The sequence below is a fragment of the Chitinophaga rhizophila genome (genome assembly GCF_019492185.1).
GTDB lineage: Bacteria > Bacteroidota > Bacteroidia > Chitinophagales > Chitinophagaceae > Chitinophaga > Chitinophaga rhizophila.
Genome location: NZ_JAICCF010000006.1, coordinates 1 through 21,788 on the forward strand (window position 1 = coordinate 1; position 21,788 = coordinate 21,788).

General features: G+C 45.1%; 16 protein-coding genes. 8 read left to right on the forward strand and 8 right to left on the reverse strand.

Annotated features, from left to right (window positions below):
* Positions 1-262 precede the first annotated feature (262 nt).
* A complete protein-coding gene (locus K1Y79_RS26600; protein WP_220253264.1) occupies positions 263-817 on the forward strand; it encodes a YqgE/AlgH family protein in 555 nt (184 codons plus the stop codon).
* Between the two features lie 1,254 nt (positions 818-2,071).
* On the opposite strand, the gene K1Y79_RS26605 is transcribed toward K1Y79_RS26600, so the two are convergent.
* The gene (locus K1Y79_RS26605) at positions 2,072-2,323 is read right to left on the reverse strand and encodes a F0F1 ATP synthase subunit epsilon (RefSeq protein WP_220253265.1); all 252 of its coding nucleotides are present in this window, start codon (positions 2,321-2,323) and stop codon (positions 2,072-2,074) included.
* 24 nt (positions 2,324-2,347) lie between these two features.
* A complete protein-coding gene (gene atpD, locus K1Y79_RS26610) occupies positions 2,348-3,850 on the reverse strand; it encodes a F0F1 ATP synthase subunit beta (RefSeq protein WP_220253266.1) in 1,503 nt (500 codons plus the stop codon).
* A gap of 620 nt (positions 3,851-4,470) precedes the next feature.
* Between atpD and K1Y79_RS26615 the strand changes: the two genes are divergently transcribed.
* Positions 4,471-5,907 carry a DUF6600 domain-containing protein gene (locus tag K1Y79_RS26615; RefSeq protein ID WP_220253267.1) on the forward strand — a complete coding sequence of 479 codons (1,437 nt, stop codon included), beginning with the start codon at positions 4,471-4,473 and terminating at the stop codon, positions 5,905-5,907.
* A gap of 3 nt (positions 5,908-5,910) precedes the next feature.
* Here K1Y79_RS26615 and K1Y79_RS26620 read toward each other — a convergent pair whose 3' ends face one another.
* The 5 genes from K1Y79_RS26620 to K1Y79_RS26640 form a co-directional block, all read right to left on the reverse strand.
* Complete coding sequence (locus K1Y79_RS26620; protein ID WP_220253268.1) at positions 5,911-6,432, reverse strand: GNAT family N-acetyltransferase; 522 nt, start codon at positions 6,430-6,432, stop codon at positions 5,911-5,913.
* 246 nt (positions 6,433-6,678) lie between these two features.
* Positions 6,679-7,281: a hypothetical protein gene (locus tag K1Y79_RS26625; protein WP_220253269.1), complete on the reverse strand. Its 603-nt coding sequence runs from the start codon at positions 7,279-7,281 to the stop codon at positions 6,679-6,681.
* Between the two features lie 36 nt (positions 7,282-7,317).
* Complete coding sequence (locus tag K1Y79_RS26630; RefSeq protein WP_220253270.1) at positions 7,318-8,793, reverse strand: TolC family protein; 1,476 nt, start codon at positions 8,791-8,793, stop codon at positions 7,318-7,320.
* Positions 8,786-10,132: an ABC transporter permease gene (locus K1Y79_RS26635; RefSeq protein WP_220253271.1), complete on the reverse strand. Its 1,347-nt coding sequence runs from the start codon at positions 10,130-10,132 to the stop codon at positions 8,786-8,788. Before K1Y79_RS26635 ends, K1Y79_RS26630 begins: the two co-directional genes overlap by 8 nt.
* Positions 10,133-10,136: 4 nt before the next feature.
* Entirely contained in the window at positions 10,137-11,387 is a 1,251-nt protein-coding gene (locus K1Y79_RS26640) for an efflux RND transporter periplasmic adaptor subunit (RefSeq protein WP_220253272.1), read from the reverse strand.
* 207 nt (positions 11,388-11,594) lie between these two features.
* Between K1Y79_RS26640 and K1Y79_RS26645 the strand changes: the two genes are divergently transcribed.
* Positions 11,595-12,764 carry a hypothetical protein gene (locus K1Y79_RS26645; RefSeq protein WP_220253273.1) on the forward strand — a complete coding sequence of 390 codons (1,170 nt, stop codon included), beginning with the start codon at positions 11,595-11,597 and terminating at the stop codon, positions 12,762-12,764.
* 316 nt (positions 12,765-13,080) lie between these two features.
* Here the strand turns inward: K1Y79_RS26645 and K1Y79_RS26650 are convergent, their stop codons facing one another.
* On the reverse strand, positions 13,081-14,418 hold the full coding sequence (locus tag K1Y79_RS26650) for a response regulator (RefSeq protein ID WP_220253274.1): 1,338 nt from the start codon (positions 14,416-14,418) through the stop codon (positions 13,081-13,083).
* Positions 14,419-14,724: 306 nt separating this feature from the next.
* Between K1Y79_RS26650 and K1Y79_RS26655 the strand changes: the two genes are divergently transcribed.
* From K1Y79_RS26655 to K1Y79_RS26675, 5 genes are all read left to right on the forward strand, one after another.
* Positions 14,725-16,806: a M48 family metallopeptidase gene (locus K1Y79_RS26655; RefSeq protein WP_220253275.1), complete on the forward strand. Its 2,082-nt coding sequence runs from the start codon at positions 14,725-14,727 to the stop codon at positions 16,804-16,806.
* A 123-nt stretch (positions 16,807-16,929) separates the two neighbouring features.
* Positions 16,930-18,837, forward strand: coding sequence for a DNA polymerase III subunit gamma/tau (locus K1Y79_RS26660; protein WP_220253276.1), 1,908 nt, complete (start codon positions 16,930-16,932; stop codon positions 18,835-18,837).
* An 85-nt stretch (positions 18,838-18,922) separates the two neighbouring features.
* Entirely contained in the window at positions 18,923-20,578 is a 1,656-nt protein-coding gene (locus K1Y79_RS26665; RefSeq protein WP_220253277.1) for a pyruvate dehydrogenase complex dihydrolipoamide acetyltransferase, read from the forward strand.
* A gap of 172 nt (positions 20,579-20,750) precedes the next feature.
* On the forward strand, positions 20,751-21,134 hold the full coding sequence (locus K1Y79_RS26670) for a VOC family protein (protein WP_220253278.1): 384 nt from the start codon (positions 20,751-20,753) through the stop codon (positions 21,132-21,134).
* Between the two features lie 88 nt (positions 21,135-21,222).
* A complete protein-coding gene (locus K1Y79_RS26675) occupies positions 21,223-21,729 on the forward strand; it encodes a GbsR/MarR family transcriptional regulator (RefSeq protein WP_220253279.1) in 507 nt (168 codons plus the stop codon).
* Positions 21,730-21,788 lie beyond the last annotated feature (59 nt).

Genomic DNA, 21,788 nt, shown 5'->3' on the forward strand with positions numbered 1-21,788 from the left:
GAAGTATTCCAAAATGCCTGCTGGAAGCATTAATTCTATTAACTGGCGGTAATTCTGATCCAAAATGTCGATTTATACAGCAAAACAACAGCTTTTGATCTAATCCCCCAAGTTTTCAACTTGATCCCCTTCTAATACATTTTCGGATAACATTCCTCACCTCTATATTCAATACATGAAACTGTCAAGTATTTCTCCAATAAATACTACTATACTTGCTTTCAATTAGTTAAATTTGGGTAAGTGATAAAATTGTATGTGTATGGTTTCTTTATCGCCTGGAATATTACTCATTGCTGATCCTTTTCTCAAAGACCAGAATTTTGCGCGCACTGTAATACTGTTGTGTGAACACCAGGAAAGCAGAGGAAGCTTCGGCTTTGTGTTGAACAGGGTATTTGACCAGCATCTGAATGAACTGGTACCAGAAATCCTGATCACTAATATCCGGGTATATTACGGAGGCCCGGTGCAGATAGATACTATCCACTTCATACATCAGCAGCCAGACCTGATCAAAGGAGGCTTCGAGATCCGGGACGGCGTATATTGGGGAGGCGAGTTTGACCAGGTGGTGTCACTTATCAATTCCGGACAGCTAGACCTTACCAAGATCAAGTTCTTTATCGGTTATTCAGGTTGGAGTAGCGGACAGCTTGATAATGAACTAAATGAAAAATCCTGGATCCTATCTGAGAGCAGTGCCTCGCTCGTATTTGAACAAAAAGAACAGAATATATGGCCCCAGGCACTAAAGAACCTGGGCGCAAACTTTGCCATCATGGCCAATTTCCCGATAGACCCATTATTAAATTAGTTACGTGTATGCCACTACGTGTGCCGGTAAAACAACCATAAAGCCACTTGTGGAAAAAAAAGTTAAAAAATTATTATCAGCCTACACTTTGATGCACAATGACTAACGTCATTGGTCACATTTCTATTGTTCAAATCGCTTCCCTTAAACGAGGATATTTAAAAAAAATCAAATATCTTGCTTAGGCAAAAAAGTAATGTAGTCAGAGCATTCTGTTGTTTGTAAGCCTGCTAATAAATAGGACACCGTAGGGGAAGGAACTAATATAACCGAATAAAAATACCTATGAAGGACAAACCAGATCACGTTTACACCTTCCTGGATATATAAATAAATACTAAAACAATTAACAGAAAGAAGTAACTGAAAGACCCTTTTTTCCAATAAGGGCCCGGATATTATTTCCAACGGTTTAAGCAATAAAATCATTCATAGACATAAGATATTCATTTTCATAGGAACAGGCCCTAGTGCCGCTGCAGGATGTAATGTTCTGCGCAGCCTGGACCTGATTTGTGCAACACCCTGGCCAGTATTCTTACTGCGCCCTAAAACAGGGTTATTTATTAATTAGATTGGAATAGTTAGGACAAAAAGAAAGGCCGGGTAATCATACCCGGCCTATTGTTTTTAATTTGCACCAACTACCATTGATCATCCAGAATATACTTTAAATAAAAGAAGTGGCTGTATGAACTATTTTCCGCTCCATAACAAGTAAGACGTGTGAAATATTGCATGTTGTAACAGCTACGCATGTGTGATAACCTGTTTGGATTCATCTATCAGCAACCAGGCCACAGACAAGAGTAACGCCTATAACCCCATACAGCGGCTTAACAGATTATTACCACCATTCCAGTAATCGGAGATTTAACAGTTACGCATATATTATTTTCTGAAATAGTAACATTTATTACAGGGGGTTATTGTGTCTTTAGCATAAATAAATTCATTGTATAAACTCATTGCATCAACAGATGCATTTATCGTGTAATTGTAAACGTTAGTATCGTTAACTACGTATTACTGTATAAGTGATAGTGCAGTAATATGAATAAGCAAGTGCGGACCATCTAAAAGTTATAATCATAAAGTATTATAATCTACAAAGGCCCTTTGCATCATAACAAAAAAAGAGAGGCGCTTTTTCAAGCACCTCTCTTTTATAATTTGAAAGCAAAATATGCTATGCTGTTCTCAACACTACAACCTGTAAAAAGTCAGTTGTCAGCGGATGTATGGCGACTAATATTAGTTACCACTTGCGCCTTCTACAAGAACAGTTGCCTTATTCCTGTATACCTCTACAAATCCACCTTCTATGTTATAGAACTCACTTGTTGTTTTATCTTTCAGCACCTTCATCCTGCCTTTGCCGAGGGCAGCGATCAACGGTGCGTGCTTGTCCAGCACTTCAAAGAGACCGTCAATGCCTGGCAGCTGTACACCATACACTTCGCCGGAATACAGTTTTCTCTCAGGTGTTAATACTTCTAATAACATATTAAAAGTTAAAGGTGAAAAATATTAGTTCTTGGCTGCTTCCAGCAGTTTCTTACCTTTCTCGATAGCCTGTTCAATGTTACCTACCAGGTTGAACGCTGCTTCAGGATACTCATCTACTTCACCATCCATGATCATGTTGAAACCACGAATAGTCTCTTCGATTGGTACCAGTACACCTTTCAGACCAGTGAACTGTTCTGCTACGTGGAATGGCTGAGACAGGAAACGCTGTACACGACGAGCGCGGGATACAGTCAGTTTATCTTCGTCGCTCAACTCATCCATACCAAGGATCGCGATAATGTCCTGCAGCTCTTTATAACGCTGAAGAATCATTTTCACTCTCTGTGCACAGTTGTAGTGAGCTTCACCTACGATGCTAGGGCTCAGGATACGTGATGTAGAATCCAGTGGGCTCACAGCAGGGTAGATACCTAAGTCAGAGATCTTACGATCCAGTACCGTAGTAGCATCCAGGTGAGCAAATGTTGTAGCCGGAGCAGGGTCAGTCAAGTCATCCGCAGGTACGTAAACCGCCTGTACGGAAGTGATTGAACCATTTTTAGTGGAAGTAATACGCTCCTGCATCAGACCCATCTCTGTTGCCAGGGTTGGCTGATAACCTACCGCAGAAGGCATACGACCTAACAGCGCGGATACTTCAGAACCTGCCTGGGTGAAACGGAAGATGTTGTCAACGAAGAACAGGATGTCCTTACCACCACCAGCAGTACCATCACCATCACGGAAATATTCTGCCATGGTCAGACCAGATAATGCCACACGAGCACGAGCTCCCGGTGGTTCGTTCATCTGACCGAAGATGAAGGTAGCCTGAGACTGCTTCAGCTTCTCTTTATCTACTGCGGTGAGATCCCATCCGCCATGTTCCATGGACTCCTGGAATTTCTCGCCATATTTTACGATACCTGCTTCGATCATCTCACGCATCAGGTCATTACCTTCACGGGTACGCTCACCCACGCCGGCAAATACAGAAAGACCTTCGTAACCTTTTGCAATGTTGTTGATCAGCTCCTGGATCAATACGGTTTTACCCACACCAGCACCACCAAACAGACCAATCTTACCACCTTTTGCGTATGGCTCGATCAGGTCAATAACTTTGATACCAGTGAACAGTACTTCTGTATCTGTTGCCAGGTCCTCGAATCTAGGTGGCTTACGGTGAATAGGATAACCGTTGCTGCTATCAACATCACCCAAACCATCGATAGCCTCACCTACCACGTTGAACAAGCGACCTTTGATGCCTTCGCCCACCGGCATTTTAATAGGAGTACCCCTGTCGACTACAGCCATCCCCCTCACAAAACCATCTGTAGAGTCCATTGCTACGCAACGAACGCTATCTTCACCAAGGTGCTGCTGTACTTCCAGCACTACCTTCTGACCATTTTCGCGGGTAATTTCCAGTGCGTTGTAGATTTCGGGCAACTTTCCATCAAAGTGGACGTCCACCACGGGACCGATAATTTGCTTGATCTTACCTGTGTTAGGCATATTTTTAAGAGGTTTATAAATGCTTAAAATGAGCGGTTTGTTAATTTTGCCGCAAAGGTAATTGTTAATAGGGGAAATTCAAAAAATAGTCAAACAGACCATGGACGTCCGTCCATAGCCCGCAATTATCAATTGTAAGTCAATTAGTTCCTGAAGCAATAGGCCAAGATTAACACATGCAATTTAACCCATTTAGCTCAGATATTATAGATTATCATCAATAGATAACTATTTTTTATTATAAGCACCCACATATATTAGTAATTTCTGAATTTGTTAGCCCTGCCAACTATCTCCCTCCTGTCAGCTAACATTTTCTTAACTAAAACTGTGAATATTTTGCTAAAAACAATTGTCAGCAAACTGATCAAACCCTCTACAGGTAAGGATTTAACTAATCAGGCACAGATATTGATTTATTAGTATCAAGCTAATATCTGACACCGATCTATCACCAAAAGATGTTCAAGCCAGCTTTCAGCCTTAACAATTGATCAACTGTTATATACCACGCATTCGTTCACTATTAAATTTTATCGCCTTCAACACACATCATATTGCCAGACAATCCCTGTTTCAGGACAAATTATAAGTTGCCACACTCTTTTAAAACAATCAGTATGAAAAACATTAAACAATATATTTCATTAGCCGTGATTGCAGTTTCGCTGTCAATCACCGGCGTATCGTGCGCCACCACGCAGCCGTCATACCAGCAGGCCCAGGTCTCTGTATCCGGCTTCCATGACGCACTCAGTCCGTACGGCCGCTGGACTACCTATGGTAGCTATGGCCAGGTATGGATACCCAACGCCGGTCCCGACTTTCAACCTTATGCAACCGCCGGTCACTGGGTGTATACAGACTACGGATGGACATGGGTATCTGACTATGACTGGGGATGGGCTCCATTTCACTACGGTCGCTGGACATTTGACAATGGTTACGGCTGGATGTGGATTCCTGGTACGGAATGGGGGCCTGCATGGGTAAGCTGGAGAAATAGCCCAGATTACTACGGATGGGCACCTTTAGGCCCCGGCATGACAATCGGTATGAATGTAAACATTCCTGTCGGCTATTGGTCTTTCGTACCCTGCCAGTATATTACCAGTCCATCCATCCACAATTACTACGTGGATAGAGGCAGACGAGTAAATGTGTATAACAACACGACAATTATCAACAATACTACTGTCATTAATAACCGCACGTACTACCGTGGTCCTGCCACCCGTGATGTGGAACGTTACACGCGTAATGAGATCAGGCCTGCTCGTGTTGTAGACGGTTCCCGCCCAGGCCGCGCCAATGTGGATAACGGCCGTGTAAGCATTTACCGTCCATCTCCGGCTACTTTACGTCAGCCGTCCCGTAACAGTGCACTCACAAATGGTAACGGCAACAATAACGACAGAAATAACTTCGACCGTCCGGGTAGAACGGTGAGAAGAGACAATAACAATATACCCGATAGAAATAACGATAGAAATGAAAATGTGCGTCCAGATAATGCGCCAGGCAGAACGATAGACAGGGGAAATGTAACACGCCCGGATAATAACAATACGCCGAATAGGCCTGTCGATAACAATAACACGCCGATCAGAAACACTGACAACCGCCCTACCAGGCCGGAATTTGACAGAAACAGCAGACCTGCTGCTCCTGCTACTCCGCCGTCATCTGCTCCGTCTACACCATCTACCAGACCCGCTTTTCCAACTAATCCAGGAAACAGCACTCCGGGAAGGGATAATGGAACAAGACCAAACAGATTTGACAACAGGGCAGAATCACGTCCTATCACACCTACTCCGGCCCCTGGCCCTGTAACAAGACCTGCACAACCGCAGATGTCTCGTCCGCAGCAGCCTTCACAGCCGCGTCAGATGGTATCACCACCTTCACAGCCGCGCCAGATGCAGCCGCCTGCACAGGCCCGTCCGCAGGTACAACCATCACGTCCGCAACCACAGGCACAGCCGCAACCGCAGCGTTCAGCTCCAGCGCCTTCAGCGCCCCGTGGTGAAAGAGCAGGCAGAGGTGGCCGTTAACAGTCAGCAGCCATAAACCTCCATATAAATTTCATTACTGATTTTTGTAAAGGTATGTTCCTCCGGGGGCATACCTTTTTGCATTAATAGCATCGGAAGCGGAGCGCCTCCTGCCTGATAGGACGGTTGCAGATAACTGCTTTTATAGACTGTAAAACCCAGTCCCTCATAAAACCTGATTCGCCGCCGTGCATCTATCGAATGAGGCGGTTCCACTTCAAGTACTATTTTCGGATACGTTTTTTCCAAGAGCTGCATAACCGCACTTCCAATGCCGCTGCCACGTTGCTCAGGACTGATAGCAAAATGCTCAATAAAGATAAAGTCCGTCAGTTCCCAATAAAAGACAAACCCCGCATACATCCCCTCTTTCTCCAGCAATGACAGCCTTAACGCGCCATTGTTCAGCAACATCTGTTGCGCAGGCAACATCCGGCGCTCCTCTGCAGGAAACGCCTCTTCGTACAACCGCGCTACCTGATCAGGAATAGTAACAGGCGATATTAAATTCTTTATTGCTAACATTTACACAAAGATAAGGCAAGTATCTCCGGACAATACTGACGGTTATCAGCCAGGACGGCTGTTTCCCGTCAGCTGTACAAAAAACGAGAGGTACTGCCTGCAGTTCGTCCAACTACAGTAGTACCTCATAAACGAGAACCCAAGAAATATAAAAATTATGTAATAATCCGGTATCAGCACTTCTACAACCCAATAAAAACTGATGCAAAGTATACTTAATGGTCCCCGGCATCTGTCTATACTATCCTACTGCGGCACACACATATACGGGTCTGCATCACCCGCTGCCGCCGGCTTATTAACAGACCAGCAGAAATTCATCGGTTGGCTGGTAATACTTTCCAGTTTCAATGCTACCTTCTGCCCTTTACGGCTGGAAGATGCATCTACAGAACGGCTGCCTTTTGCCGGCACATCATGCACAGAATAACGCTCCGTTTTAAATATATCTCCATTCGCCTTCATGTATTGAACAGAGACTTCGACCTGGTCAAGCGGATATTCTGTCTGGTTACGTACAACAATCTTCAGGTCTTTGATACCCCCCAGCAGACCGGTGCGATAGTCGCTCGTATTTACAGAAATGAACTGCTTCCAGTTCTTCCTGTAATAAGTACGCCGCTCTACAAAAGTACCTTCTGTACGTTGCCTGATCTCTTTTCTGTCAGCGATCTGTCTCGCTGTCTGGCCATTAATATCCAGCGATCTCCTCAGATCCCGGTTTTCGTTGATCAGGCGTTCGTTTTCTGAAAGCACCTGACGTACCCTCTTCTGCTGCCTGGAATAACTCAGTACCAGGAAAATGACCAGGAAGATAATGACGATAGTATATCCGACATGTCGTTTCATATCAAGCGAGTAGAAAAAATAGTGCCAACTACGGACTCATCTTTCTTTAAACTCATAGCTGATCTTCCGCGAATGCTCAAAATCGTATAGCGTCAGCAACCTTACAGTATAGTAAGAGGTCCAGAAAGACCGCAGTGCATTTATGTACGATTGGTTAGCCATATCTTTTTCCTGTTGCGCCAGGTTAAGGTCTGTGATAGATATCTTACCGATATAATAACGTTGCTTAGTGATCTCATATCGCTGACGGGCAATAGTATCAGCCTTGGCAGCACTTTCAAGCAGCTTGCGCTGGATGTTGAACTGCTGCGTTTGCAGATAAATCTCCTGTTCAAAATTCCGTTCTTGTTGCTGCACATCGATCTCTATCAGCTCCTGGTTAGCCTTTGCCTGCCGGATGCGGTTACGCGCTCTTCCCCAGTCAATGATAGGAATGGAGACGCCTACACTCAATAATTGATTCTGTTGAAGGTTGCCACCGCCATAGGCATTTTTAATCGTAGATCCCTGACGTGCCTGACCAAAGTTGGCAGCCAGGTTAAGCTGATAACCATTGTTTCCTCTAGCTTCTGCCACCTCCTGCTCTGCCTCCAGTCGCTGCCGGCGAAAAGTCAGTACTGCCTGCCGGTTATCCTGGGCTTCCCGTTGAGCAATCTCCAGGGGAATTTGCAGGGAAGGAATAGTGTCTGGTAAAGCTACCTGCACGGTACTACCTTTAGGTAAAGTAAGGAACTGTGTCAGTTCACGATAAGCAATCTCTTTACTAAGCGTAGCCTGTTCCAGGTTATTGCGCGCATTGAGCAGGTTAAGTTCAATCTGCAATAATTCGTTTTCAGCGATCTTACCCAGCTCAAATCTGCCCTTTGATATTTTGTACAGCGTGTCTGTATTAGCAACATTCTGTTGCAATATTAACTCCTGCTGCTGAGCCACCAACGCATCGAAAAAATAACCGGATGCCTGTAGGCCTGTCCTTTCAAGCGCTTCTACATATTGCTTCTTTGATTCTTCGTATAGTAGTGGCTGTATACGCGCGTCCCAGCGAAAAGGGTTATACAGTAAAGTAGGTTGTACGTAACTGATCGTGAATGGAGTGGAAAGATATCCTACGCTGGAAAACGGATCAAATACATCATTCCGTTGCAGGTTAGTGGCAAACGATAACTGGCCGCCGGTAAAAGGTACAATCTGGTCAGCTGCCAGACTGGTTGAAGTATATGAATAGGAACTACGGCTGAAAGCAAAGGTACCATCCGGCTGACGGATACTTTCTATATTACCCAGAAAGCTGCTGGTATTGCTGGCCTGCAAACGTAACTGCGGTCTGCGTCCTGCTACATAGTACCTGAATGCATACAGGCTGTTTAACGCACTGCTGCGCGCTTTGTAATATGAAGGTGATTGTTGTTGCGCCTGCAACACGACTCCCTGCAATGACAGTGTTTGCTGGGCAAAGGAAAGTGTACAGGTCAACAATCCGGCGATGGTAAACAGAATAGGTGTCTTAATCATGTCGCAAACATTCTATCGGGTTCTTATGAGCCGCCTTGCGGGCAGGGGAAATACCAAAGATGAGACCCACGGCTGATGCCAGCACGAAGGAAATGAAAATAGATATACCTGAAACGATGGTATGTATATCTGCCAGCTTATCTACCAGGTAAGCACCTGACACACCCAAAATAACACCTATTACACCACCTGTCAGACTGATAAGCACTGACTCAAACAGGAACTGCATTACAATATCTTTCTTCTGCGCTCCCAGCGCCATACGTATACCAATCTCCCGGGTGCGCTCCAGTACAGAAGCGAGCATAATGTTCATAATACCAATACCCCCTACCAATAGCGAGATACCTGCAATTGCACTAAGTACGATATTAAACACATCCTTAGTTTTCTGTTGCTGTTTAAGCAGCTGTTCAGGTATTGTGATCTCAAAGTCGAGAACATCATTATGCCGGCGACGTAACATACGACTGATGATACCAGCTGATTCTGATAATGATTCCGCTGCATGTACCTGTATCACAAGTTGATCAAGCTGATGGAAGATCTTATTACCGGGTGCCTCATTCTGATTACCCCAGAAAGCATTGTCACCTGCACCCAGATACAAAGATGGATTCTTATAACGCACCAGTGAAGTCTGTATCGGAATATAGATATCAAGATTATAATCCCTGATGCCAAGGTTGTCTTTCGTTGCTTTTGAGATCGGCTTCTCCTCTGTTACCCCGATGATCTTTAACCATTGTACACCGCATTTAATGGTTTTGCCGATAGGATCTTCAGCAATAAAAAACTTACGCTTCACATCACTGCCGATGATACATACACCTTCTCCTGCAATCTGCTGCCGTTGATTAAATATTGTGCCGGAAGCAATCCTGATATTATTGATATCAAAGAAAGCCGGTTCGACACCTACTATCTTCAGCTTACTGCTTTTACTGCCATAGATTACATCCTGCTCCTGAATCATTTCAGGGCTGATAGCCGCAATGGTAGGTACCATCCGGCGGATACTCTCCGCATCAGCGATACTGAGTCCTTTCGAGAAACGTGCTTTGGTGGTGGCAGGTTTTGCGGTGCTTTTATCTTCTGACTCCTTATTCTGCTCATCCTCCTTTTTATCTTCTGCTTTAGGTTTAATCACGATGTTGTTAACTCCTACAAGCTTCATCTGGTCAAGTATTTCAGCCTGTGCGCCACGACCGATTGCCAGCATGGCAATTACAGCAGCCACACCGAATATGATGCCCAGTGCAGTCAGGAACGAACGCAGGCGGTTAGCGCCGAGGGAATCCAGGGCGATATTGAGGTTGTTGATATTACGGTCCAGCATTACATTATTTTAATGTCGTTATTTTGGATTCCTTTGCTGATTCCGGCTCAGAGAGATATACAATATCTCCTTCCGCCAGCCCTTTTTCAACAATCACTTCTTCATCATTGGATTTGCCCAATACAACCTGTTGTTTGGAAATATTTCCTGATTTTCTGAGATAGACATAACTGGTCTTGCCATCGGCAAAAACGGCTTCCAGCGGTATAATGAGCTTACCAGGTACTTCACTGATCAGGATATTATTGGAAGTAGTCATTCCGGGTTTGAGAATGGAGTCCACCCTGTCAAGTTTGATATTTACTTCAAAAACCTTTGCTGTAGCGCCAGGGCGGGTTTCACCAATGTTCGCTACTGTCTTTACGACACCTTCCATTTTCACTTCGGGGAAGGCGTCCAGTCCCATTGTCACACGTTGTGACTGATGAATTTTGCTGATATCAACCTCGTTGATATACACTTTGGATAACATGGATGAAAGGTCCGGCAGCATGGCTACGCGGGGATCCCAGGAACGTACAACTGAACCTGTTTTCTTTTTCCCCCCGCTTGACCAATCGCTGATGTATACTAGTAACCCATTTTTCGGCGCTTTAATAACAAAACGGCTTTTCAGCTCTTCCAGTCTGCCGATGATTCTTGTAAATTCTTCGGCTTCTCTTTTTGCCTGTTGCATTTTTGCCGCGGCTTGCTGTTGCTTGATCTTATAATTTTCATTCATCTGCACAAGATCACGTTGCGCTTTTTCCAGGTCAATTTCTGCCTGCCTGATTGTGGCCGGAGGTTCATATTTACTGAGTGCAAGCGCCAGTTTCTTTTGTTCCATCTGGAACTGAAGATTCGTCATCTGATCCCGCGCTTCGCGTAACGTCAGCGCAGTATCAAGCGCCGTCTGAGTTACAGCAGAATTAGACTTCTCCAGTGATAGCTGCATATCACTAATACGTTTATTCACTAACGTTTGATCCAGCGTAGCAATATAATCGCCTTCTTTTACATGAGAACCTTCGGCGACCATCTCCTGGATCTTGATCTCATCATAGATCTGGTTAGCCTGAAGATCAGCGGGAGCGGAGATATAGACGGTATTTTCTGCCTGCAATTCACCGGAACTATTAACAACATCGCGAAAACTACCTTTACGGACTTTGGCTGTAATACTACTGTCGGCAGCTTTACCTGCAAACAGAAAATAACAAACTGCAATTACAGGCACAACAATGGCAGCCAGCAGCCACCTTTTCTTTTTGAGCATAATATGGGTAAATGGAATTAAGAAAGGCCGGGACACTGAGTAACTACAGACACGTTATAAAAGTAATCGTCCATTTGAAAAATAAATGTTAAAAGTACCTGTATCAGCAACTATTTATCGATGGATGACTGCATTCTGCACATCACTGACCCAACACTATCGACTATCGGTTATAAACACTATTTTTGCACCTCAAATTCGCTCCCTATGGAACTGGTGATCGTTAATAACGAAAAAACAGCAAGGCAATTTCTGGATGTACATGTTCAGCTGAATAAACATATACCGGAATGGATACGTCCGCTGGATAAGGATATAGATCTGGTTTTTAATCCTGAAAAGAACAAAGCTTACAGGCAGGGAGAAGCCATCCGCTGGATACTGAAAGATGATCGTGGAAAGCTGATAGGCCGTATCGCAGCCTTCGTAAATAAGAAATATAGGTCTAAAGGTGACAAACAGCCAACAGGTGGTATAGGATTTTTCGATTGTATCAATGATCAGAAAACTGCCAACTTCCTGTTTGATACCGCCCGTGAATGGCTGAAAGAAAGAGGTATGGGGGCAATGGATGGTCCGATTAACTTTGGTGAACGTGACCGCTGGTGGGGATTGCTGGTAGAAGGCTTTCATGAACCATTGTATGGCATGAACTTCAATCCTCCTTACTATAAGGAGCTGCTGGAGAATTATGGCTTTCAGCCATTCTTTCACCAGATATGCTACGCAATGAGTGTTGCCACCCAATTACAGGAGAAGTTTTATACCAGGCATGCCTCAATTGAGCAAGATCCCGACTTCCGTGCAGAATACCTCAACAAAAACAACCTGGCTAAATATGCGGAAGATTTCAGTATCGTGTATAATAAGGCCTGGGCAGGACATGATGGGGGAAAAGATATCACCAAACAGCAGGCGCTGGCCATCTTTAAACAGATGAAAGCAGTGATGGATGAAAAGATTGTGTGGTTCACTTACTACAAAAATGAACCTATCGGATGTTGGCTCAACATACCTGAACTCAATCAGTTCTTTAAGTATATGAACGGCAAATTCGGCCCATTGCAGAAATTACTGTTCTTCTATCTTAAGCTAATCAAAAAGAACAAAAAGTTTACGGGTATCGTGTTTGGTGTTGTACCGGAATTTCAGGGCAAGGGCGTAGATTCCTATATGATCGTTGAAGCAGCTAAGATCATTCAGAAAAAACTTTCCTACAAAGAATACGAACTGCAATGGATTGGCGATTTCAATCCTAAAATGCTGAATATTGCTGAAAGTCTGGGCACATACGTTAGCCGTAAACTGACTACTTACCGCTATTTGTTTGACAGATCGCAACCGTACGAACGTCACCCTATTGTGGGTCCAAAATGATTTGAAAGCTAATTTCCCGGTATCGTTTTTATCTCCATCATCTTACGTTAATCCTACGTTTCAGAACGTAAGATCAACGTAAGATGTTTGGTAAACAGCTCGTTTTTAAGCCCTCATATCTCGCTGTTGACCCTTCAGAAAAACACTCCCTCACTCGTTAACAATCAAATATTTATACATTTTCATGGCGTCCTGTGGACACAATTTGGCGTCCTATGGACATTGCCCGGAATGGTGTCGATGTATAAGTTAATATTGCATAACAGCACTGATAGAGATGCTGTTAGCAGTTCTTTGACATACGACATTTTAAACACTAAAGCATTGTTTTGATAGAGGCACTTTCAGGGCGAAGGTGACGGATGATCACCTTATAAATTTCCCGCTCGCGGAAGGGTTTTAGTAGGTAGTCATTAAAGCCGGCTTCAATAAACTCGCGGCTGGCAGGTATGGCCGTATCTGCCGTCAATGCCAACACAGGAGTGTGTGCTTTTATCGGCTCTTTATCTTCCCGGATGCGCCTTACGACTTCCAGCCCTGTCATACCGGGCATCTGGAGGTCAAGCAGTATGATATCATACTTATTTTTTACAAATAACTCATAGGCAACTTCGCCATCAGTAGCCTTATCAAAGCGGCACTGCCAGCGGGTAAGTATTCGTTCCATCAATGCCAGGTTCATTTCCTGATCGTCAGCCACCAATACATATCTATCTTTCATAAACTGGCCGGTGGCCATCTGTTCGGCTTCCCGTTGGGTGATGATCAGCGTTTGAGGAAGTGACAATAAGCGGTAACTGATGTTACAATGCACCGTGCTGCCTTTACCGGGTAAGCTTTCGACAGCAATATTCCCGTGATGCAGGTCTACTAGTGCTTTGGCAAGCGAGAGACCTATACCAGCTCCATGGGGTGCGCCGGATGCGACAATGTAATTATGCAAATGGTCTGTAAACAGGCAGGATTGCAATTCCGGAGCGATACCCCGGCCGGTGTCATTCACACTAAAGTGTATGTTCACTTGTCCCCCGGTTGTCTGATGTACACTCATACAGCAGCGTACGGTACCTGCGTCTGTATAGCGAATAGCATTGTCGAGTAAAAGAGACATCAATCGTGCAAGACGGTCACCGTCCCCGGTAACCTTCAGCTGCTGATCCCCATCAAAAACTACTTCAAAAAGCAGCTGTTTTTTTTGTGCCAGCTTCCTGCCCTGATCGGTGACATCATGGAACATTTCGTAAGGCGAGAACGGGTAGTAATCCAGTTCCAGCACACCTTTCCGGATCCATGCCAGCTCCCGGATATTGTGTTGCATGCGGGCAAGTACGAGGGCTGCGTCTTCAATAACAGCGAGCAGTTCCCGTTGATTAGCATCGAGAGATGTATAGCGTAATTGCTCACTGAATCCGATAATGGCATTGAGTGGAGTACGGACTTCCTGGCTGATATTGCTGATCATATTTATATGCGCATGCTCAGATTCCTTCCCGGTACGATTTATGTAAGTTACTTGTTTGCGGAAATGCCAGGCAGCATATAGTGCCAGGACCAGCAATAACAGTGATAACAGTGGCAGTAAGACCAAAGGTTCAGCCATAGAAAATGCTGCAGGAACAATGAGATCAGGGACAGGATTTATATATACAAGCATGCTCAGAGCGGGAATAAGCGGGGTGTATCCAAGAGCAACCGAATGATACATTCTATGTATTTGAAGGTTGAAAAAACATTGGAGAAAAACATTCAATCAGGAAGATTTCCTAGCTGTAACAAACCCGTTCCTTTATCTGGAAAAATGATATACCGAATTTAAATAAAAGCGATGAGACTGAAAATTATTTCCCTTTCGTGTTATGTTCCGGCATAAAAAATAGAATTACCTTTAAAATACTATGTCCAACAACCAAAGCAGAGGTTCCCGCGAACGATTGTGAATATGATTAATATGGCGCCAGGTATGTACTTTAGACAAGAAGTGTTGAGAATGACCGGAGGTATCCTGTTGTTTTACGTCACCTACATTATTATTTTACTATGCTCGCTGCTGGTGATGACAGCATGTGTCTGGACAGGAAGTCTGATCATGCTGCATGCATCTGGCCAGGGGATAATCGGTATCCTGATGTGGATAGCCGGCGCAGGCATACTTTTGTCAGGAATTGTCCAGGCATTATTTATAGCATTATTTCTCTTTAACCGTCATAAAACAACTGTTCCTTACCGCACGGTAATAACGGCAAAAGACCAGCCCGTTTTATTTGACTTTATACATAAACTGGTACAGCAAACAAATACACCGGCACCAAGAAAAGTATTTCTGGTACCGGACGTAAATGCTGTAGTGTTTCATTCTCCGGGGGGACTAGGGTTATTTAGTGATGCCGATAAAAATCTGGTAATAGGACTAGGCATGGTAAATAGTCTGAATATCAGTGAATTTAAAATGGTGCTGGCACATGAGTTTGGGCATTTCACCCAACGCAGTATGAAACTGGTCCTGCATGTTTATACGATTAACAAAATCATTTACAACATACTATACGAGAACAGGGGCTGGAGAGATGCGATCATCTGGTTATCCAATAAAGGGATGGCAGCAGCATTAATATCCCGTGGCTTCCTGTTGATTGCGGCCAGTCTCCACTTTCTTTTCCGCCAGATGCATGATCTGATTAACCGGCAATATATGCGCCTGAGTCGTGAGATGGAGTTTAACGCCGATGATGTAGCTGTGGCAATCTGCGGGTCAGACACAGCTGTCTCTGCCATGCGAAGAGCTGAGATGAGCAACACCTGTTTTCAGCAATTATTACAGAAGGTGATTACATTGGCGCATCAGCACCGGTTTATAAGGAATATTTACGAAGCGCATAGCATGCTGATAAAGTACCAGGCAAGGCAACACAGCACACCGCTTGATCATCAGCAATTACCTCAGTACAATGACGACCAGTTTGGTACCACCGTAAAAAGCCAGGTACAATTCAGGGATCAGTGGGCGTCTCACCCTACACAGGAAGAGCGTGAGCAAAGATATCTTGCAGCGAATGTACCCGGTTTAAAGATCCCGCAAAGCGCCTGGACACTCTTTCACGATGCCGAGACGTTACAGGAGGAAATGTCACAGCAGATCTACCAGGTATTAACACCGGAAGCCAAGCCGGGAGAGTGGATATCCGCTGATGAATTTATCCGGGAAATTGCAGATGTGCATGAGCAATATGCTTTCCCTAAAGAATTTAACAACTATTATGACGACCGCCCGTTCCCCGAAATACCTCCGGGCAGACTGGAACCATTTACTGAGGAAGAGCAGGCTTTACACACATTGGGCACACTCTACGCAAAGGAACACCGCCAGCGTATCAGGCATTATTTCCGGGACGTACAGGATGCCGCAACCCTGAGAGCAATTATTAGCCGGGAGATACAGGTTGCACACTTTACTTACCAGCAACAGCAGTACCGTAGTCAGGAAGCGGCAGGGATACTGGAGGAACTGGAGGAGCATATCCGGCGCGACCAGGAGTGGCTGCGTACGCACGACCTGCTGGCCATCCGCTACCACTATACCTTCGCCTTAAAGCAGGCACTGGAAGCAGCTACCAGTTTGCAGGAACAGTACAGGCATATATTGACGCATCAGTCCAGGGCATCCCGGCTGGATGAGATTGGCGGAACGATTACCGCGAGTATACCCGCATTTTACAATAATACGCATCTGCCACCTTCTGAGGTAGAGCAGCATCTTAGCGTAGTACGGCAGGAAGCAGCACATCTGCAACAGTTGCTGAATGAACTATCGAACCAGCAGCAGATCAGTGACAGCTGGGAGCCGGAATTGCAGGAAAAAGTGGCGCACTTTGTGGAACAGCAGCATGCCGATCTGCAACAGCACACTCCTGCACCAGAACTGCTGGAGACAATATATGAGGTTTGTGCAGCAGTGTCAGATCATTACAATAACAGCATTATCCTTATTAAAAGAGATTTCCTGTATCGTTGCCTGGATTATAGTGAATTGTCTGTGGCTCATTAAGCGCCTGATTTTCCTAATATATAAATAATTGCCTTATGGGCTGATGCCTTCATAGCGGAGCAAGGGGCTAGGGACTATCGACAATTTTGTGTACTTTCGGCGCTCGCGAATGCGTTTGCATATATGGAGAATTTTATCGTTTCAGCCCGTAAATACCGTCCACAGAATTTTTCAACCGTAGTCGGACAATCACATATCACCACCACACTGAAAAATGCGATCCGCAACAGTCAGCTGGCACATGCCTTCCTGTTTTGTGGTCCTAGAGGAGTGGGTAAGACGACCTGTGCCCGTATTCTGGCCAAAACAATTAACTGTGAGAATCTCCAGCCGGATGGCGAAGCCTGTAACCAATGTCATTCCTGTACATCATTTAATGAGGGAAGTTCGTTTAACATTCATGAGCTGGATGCTGCATCCAACAACTCGGTAGATGATATCAGAACATTGGTAGAGCAGGTGCGTTTTGCACCACAGGCAGGAAAATATAAGATCTATATCATAGATGAGGTACACATGCTGAGTTCTTCCGCATTTAATGCGTTCCTGAAAACGCTGGAAGAGCCCCCCTCCTATGCTATTTTCATACTTGCGACAACAGAAAAGCACAAGATTCTTCCTACGATTCTGAGTCGCTGTCAGATATTCGACTTCAAACGCATCACCATACAGGATACAGTTGACCATCTGCAGGAAATCTGTCAGAAAGAGCATATTGAAGCGGAGCAGGATGCATTACACCTGGTTGCGCAGAAAACTGACGGGTGTATGCGAGATTCATTGAGTACACTGGATAAGATTGTCAGTTTTACCGGCGGGCATCTTACCTACCAGAATACCCTTGAGCATCTGAACATCCTTGACTATGATTATTTCTTCAAGGTGATGGAGGCGGTGTTAGGACAGGATGTAGCCGGCGCACTGCTGATATTTGACGAAATATTACAAAAAGGCTTTGAAGGAGATAACTTCCTGAACGGATGGGCTGAGTTTTTGCGTAACCTGCTGATGAGCAAGGAAGAGCGCGTATTACACCTGGTAGAAGTGTCTGGCAATCTGAGAGACAGGTATAAACAGATGTCGGGCAGGGTAAGTCCATCTTACCTGGTCACAGCTTTACACCTCCTGAACGAGACGGAGATCAACTACCGTATGGCGCGTAATAAGCGACTGCATGTTGAGATGGCGCTGATCAAGCTTTGTTTCCTGCAGCAGGCAGTTACGCTGGTAAGTGATGACCAGACCGGAGAGGTAGTAAAAAAAAAACTAGTAGCTGATGGCGCAGCACCTCAGAAACTGAGGTCCTCTTTTGCCCAGGCAGCACCAGAAAGCAAAGCGGTGGCTGGTCAGCCGGCAACGACGGCTTCCATTGCCGGCAATGAAGCACGGCTAACTATTGAGACACCGGTTATGCCGGCAACAGCGAAGGCGCAACCAGTTACACAGGCAGCGGCACCAGTACAGCAGCCCGTGCCAGTGTCCCAGCCGGCAGCAGCAACAAATACCACTTCCACTAATTATACAGCAACAGCTACAGCCACAGCGCCGAAGACAGGGCAGGCACAGGCGGCAGGACCCAAACTGACCGGACTGGCAGCAATGAAAGAAGCATTGGCAGCAAAACAGCAGACACAGACAGTCAAACAGATTATCCCGATAACAGCAGGCGCTTTGTCGGTATACTGGGATGAATTTATTGACCGGTTCAGGCAGGCTAACAAAATGACAGTGGTGAGTAACCTCCAGCTGGCACAAATTAAGTTGCTGGGAACAGAAGAAATCGGGATTGTGAGCAGAAATATTGTTCAATTCCGGTTTATGGAGGAAGAAAAACTTTCTATTTCAGCTTTCTTTAAAGATAAATTTCAAAACCCGGCAATTGTACTGACTTTACAGCTGGATGAGACACAGCAGGTCCAGGATATTGGCCCCGCGCCACTTTCCAGCCGCGAGCAGTTCCAGAAAATGGCAGAAAAGTATCCGCTGGTGAAGGAACTTAAAGATAAGTTGAATATGGAACTCGATTTTTAAAGCGCGTTACGGAAATAACTTCCGTAATCTGACTTTCACAATTCGCATTTCTTTTGTAGGTTTGGGCAAAATTTGGATAAATACTATGGCAGAAGTTATCAGAATGCCCCTTTTGAGTGACACGATGACTGAAGGGGTGATCGCGGAATGGCATAAAAAGGTAGGTGATACCGTAAAAGCAGACGACGTAATTGCTGAGGTGGAAACAGATAAAGCCACCATGGAAGTAATGGGTTATGTGGAAGGTACTCTATTATATATTGGTGTCGAGAAAGGTAAGGCTGCTAAAGTAAATGAGATTATAGCTATTGTAGGGAAACCAGGTGAGGATTACAAATCTTTGCTGGGTGGAGGAAATAATAATGAGCAGGCTGCACCAGCGGCTCAACCAGCAGCAAAGGAAACTCCTGCTCCGGCTCCTGCCGCAGGCAAAGCAGACAACGCAGCTGCTGCAGAAGCACTGAAAAATGCCACAGTTATCCGTATGCCGCTGCTGAGCGACACGATGACTGAAGGTAAAATCGTTGCCTGGAATAAAAAGGTAGGCGATACTGTAAAAAGTGACGACGTACTGGCTGAAGTAGAGACTGATAAAGCGACCATGGAAGTAATTGGTTATGCTGACGGTGAACTGCTTTATGTAGGCGTTAAAGAAGGCGATGCTGCCAAAGTGAATGGCATCATTGCTATAGTAGGTAAAAAAGGTACCAATGTAGAAGCTATCCTGGCCGCTGAAGGTTCCGGTGACGCTAAACCAGCCGCTCAGGCAGCACCTGCAGCTACTCCTGCTGCATCTGAAGGTACTGCTAAGGCAGCTGAGGCACCAGCAGCTACAGCTGAAGTTTCTGAAAACAAAGACGGTCGTGTGAAAGCATCTCCGCTGGCTAAGAAACTGGCTGAAGAAAAAGGTATCGATATCAATAAAGTAACTGGTTCCGGCGACGGTGGCAGAATTGTGAAGAAAGATGTGGACAGCTATGTGCCATCTGCTGCACCTGCTGCTGCTAAATCCGGCGCGGCTCCTGCTGCGAAGGGTGCTTCCGCTGCACCTGCAGGTCAGGAAGGTCACACTGATATTCAGCTGAGCCAGATGCGTAAAGTAATTGCTAAACGCCTGAGCGAAAGCAAGTTCTCCGCACCTCACTTCTACCTGAAAGTAGATGTTAACATGGATAAGGCGATGGAAGCGCGTAAAGCGATCAACGAAGTATCTCCTGTTAAAATCTCCTTCAATGATATGGTTATCAAGGCTGCTGCCCTCGCACTGCGTCAGCACCCTGATGTAAACAGCAGCTGGATGGGTGATTTCATTCGTCAGAACCACCATGTACACATCGGTTCTGCTGTAGCTATTGAAGATGGCCTGATCGTTCCAGTTATCCGTTTTGCAGATCAGAAGTCGCTGAGCCAGATCGCTGGTGATGCGAAAGAACTGTATGACAAAGCGAAAAACAAGAAACTGCAGCCACAGGATTTCTCTGGCAATACCTTCACTATCTCTAACCTGGGTATGATGGGTATCGACGAGTTCACTGCTATCATCAACCCGCCGGATTCTGCAATCCTGGCAGTAGGTGGTATCAAAGAAACCGTTGTTTCAGAGAAAGGCCAGTTTAAAGCGGTAAATATCATGAAACTGACCCTGAGCTGTGACCACCGTAGTGTGGATGGAGCAGTAGGCGCACGTTTCCTGGCAACACTGAAAGGCTACCTGGAGAATCCGGTAACTATGCTGGTATAATCAGATATATCAACAACTAACTATACAACAGGCGTTCCGTATACCGGGACGCCTGTTCTTTTATATTACCCCCCCTGATCAACTTAACACGCTGCTAGTCAATACGAGAATTTGGGATTTGGTATTTAAATGTTTAAATTTAAGGTAGCCCCACAACCAAATATCAATGGAAATGCCTAAACATGCTGTAAGCTGGTTTGAGATTCCTGTACATGATCTTGACAGGGCCCGGAAGTTCTACAGCCAGATACTCCACTATGAAATGCCTGAAGAAAGCCTCGGATTTAAAAGAAAAGCATATTTCCAGTTTAACAAAGAACAAGGCGGTATTGGCGGCGCGCTGGTACAGGGAACTGACTATCTGCCCAGCCAGCGGGGCACACTTGTCTACCTGTATGCAGGAGACGACCTGACCGGGGTAATGGATCGTGTAGAGGCAGCTGGTGGTAAAATTGAGCTGGACAAACGTCCTGTATCTGAGCTGCAGGACATGGGATATTTTGCTATCATCTTTGATCCTGATGGCAACAGAGTGGGCCTATATTCCAGTAAATAGGCGTTTATATGCCCCTATTCTTTCACTTTCTTTTGAAAGTTCAAAAAGTTACCATTACATTTGAAGTAAGAAAATGAGCATTTAGCATATGAAATTGGCAGAAGCAAAAGCACAGTTTATACAAAGTTGGGGATCATTAGGTGCTCAATGGGGTATTAACCGTACCATGGCGCAGATACATGCATTGCTGATGATCATGCCTGATCCCCTGAGTGCTGATGATATCATGGCAGAGTTAAACATTTCCCGTGGCAATACCAATATGAACGTCCGGGAGTTGATCAACTGGGGGCTGGTAGATAGGGTGCTGATTCCTGGTGAGCGTAAGGAGTACTTCAGTGCGGAAAAGGATATCTGGAAAGTAGCAACAGAGATTGCAAGAGAGCGGAAGCGCCGTGAACTGGATCCTATCATTAAGACACTGAACCAGTTGCAGGAAGTGGAAGGAGACATGAAAGATAAGCATGTAAAGGCATTCAGAGACTCTATACAAAACCTTAACAAATTTGCCCATCAGTCAGATAAAGCGATCAATTCTTTTGTCAAAGCAGAAGAAAGCTGGTTCTATGGCACATTGATGAAGCTTTTCAAGTAATATTTTTTTGCTAAGATGTTTCAATTATTACTGAAACTTCAGAAACACACTCAACCAGG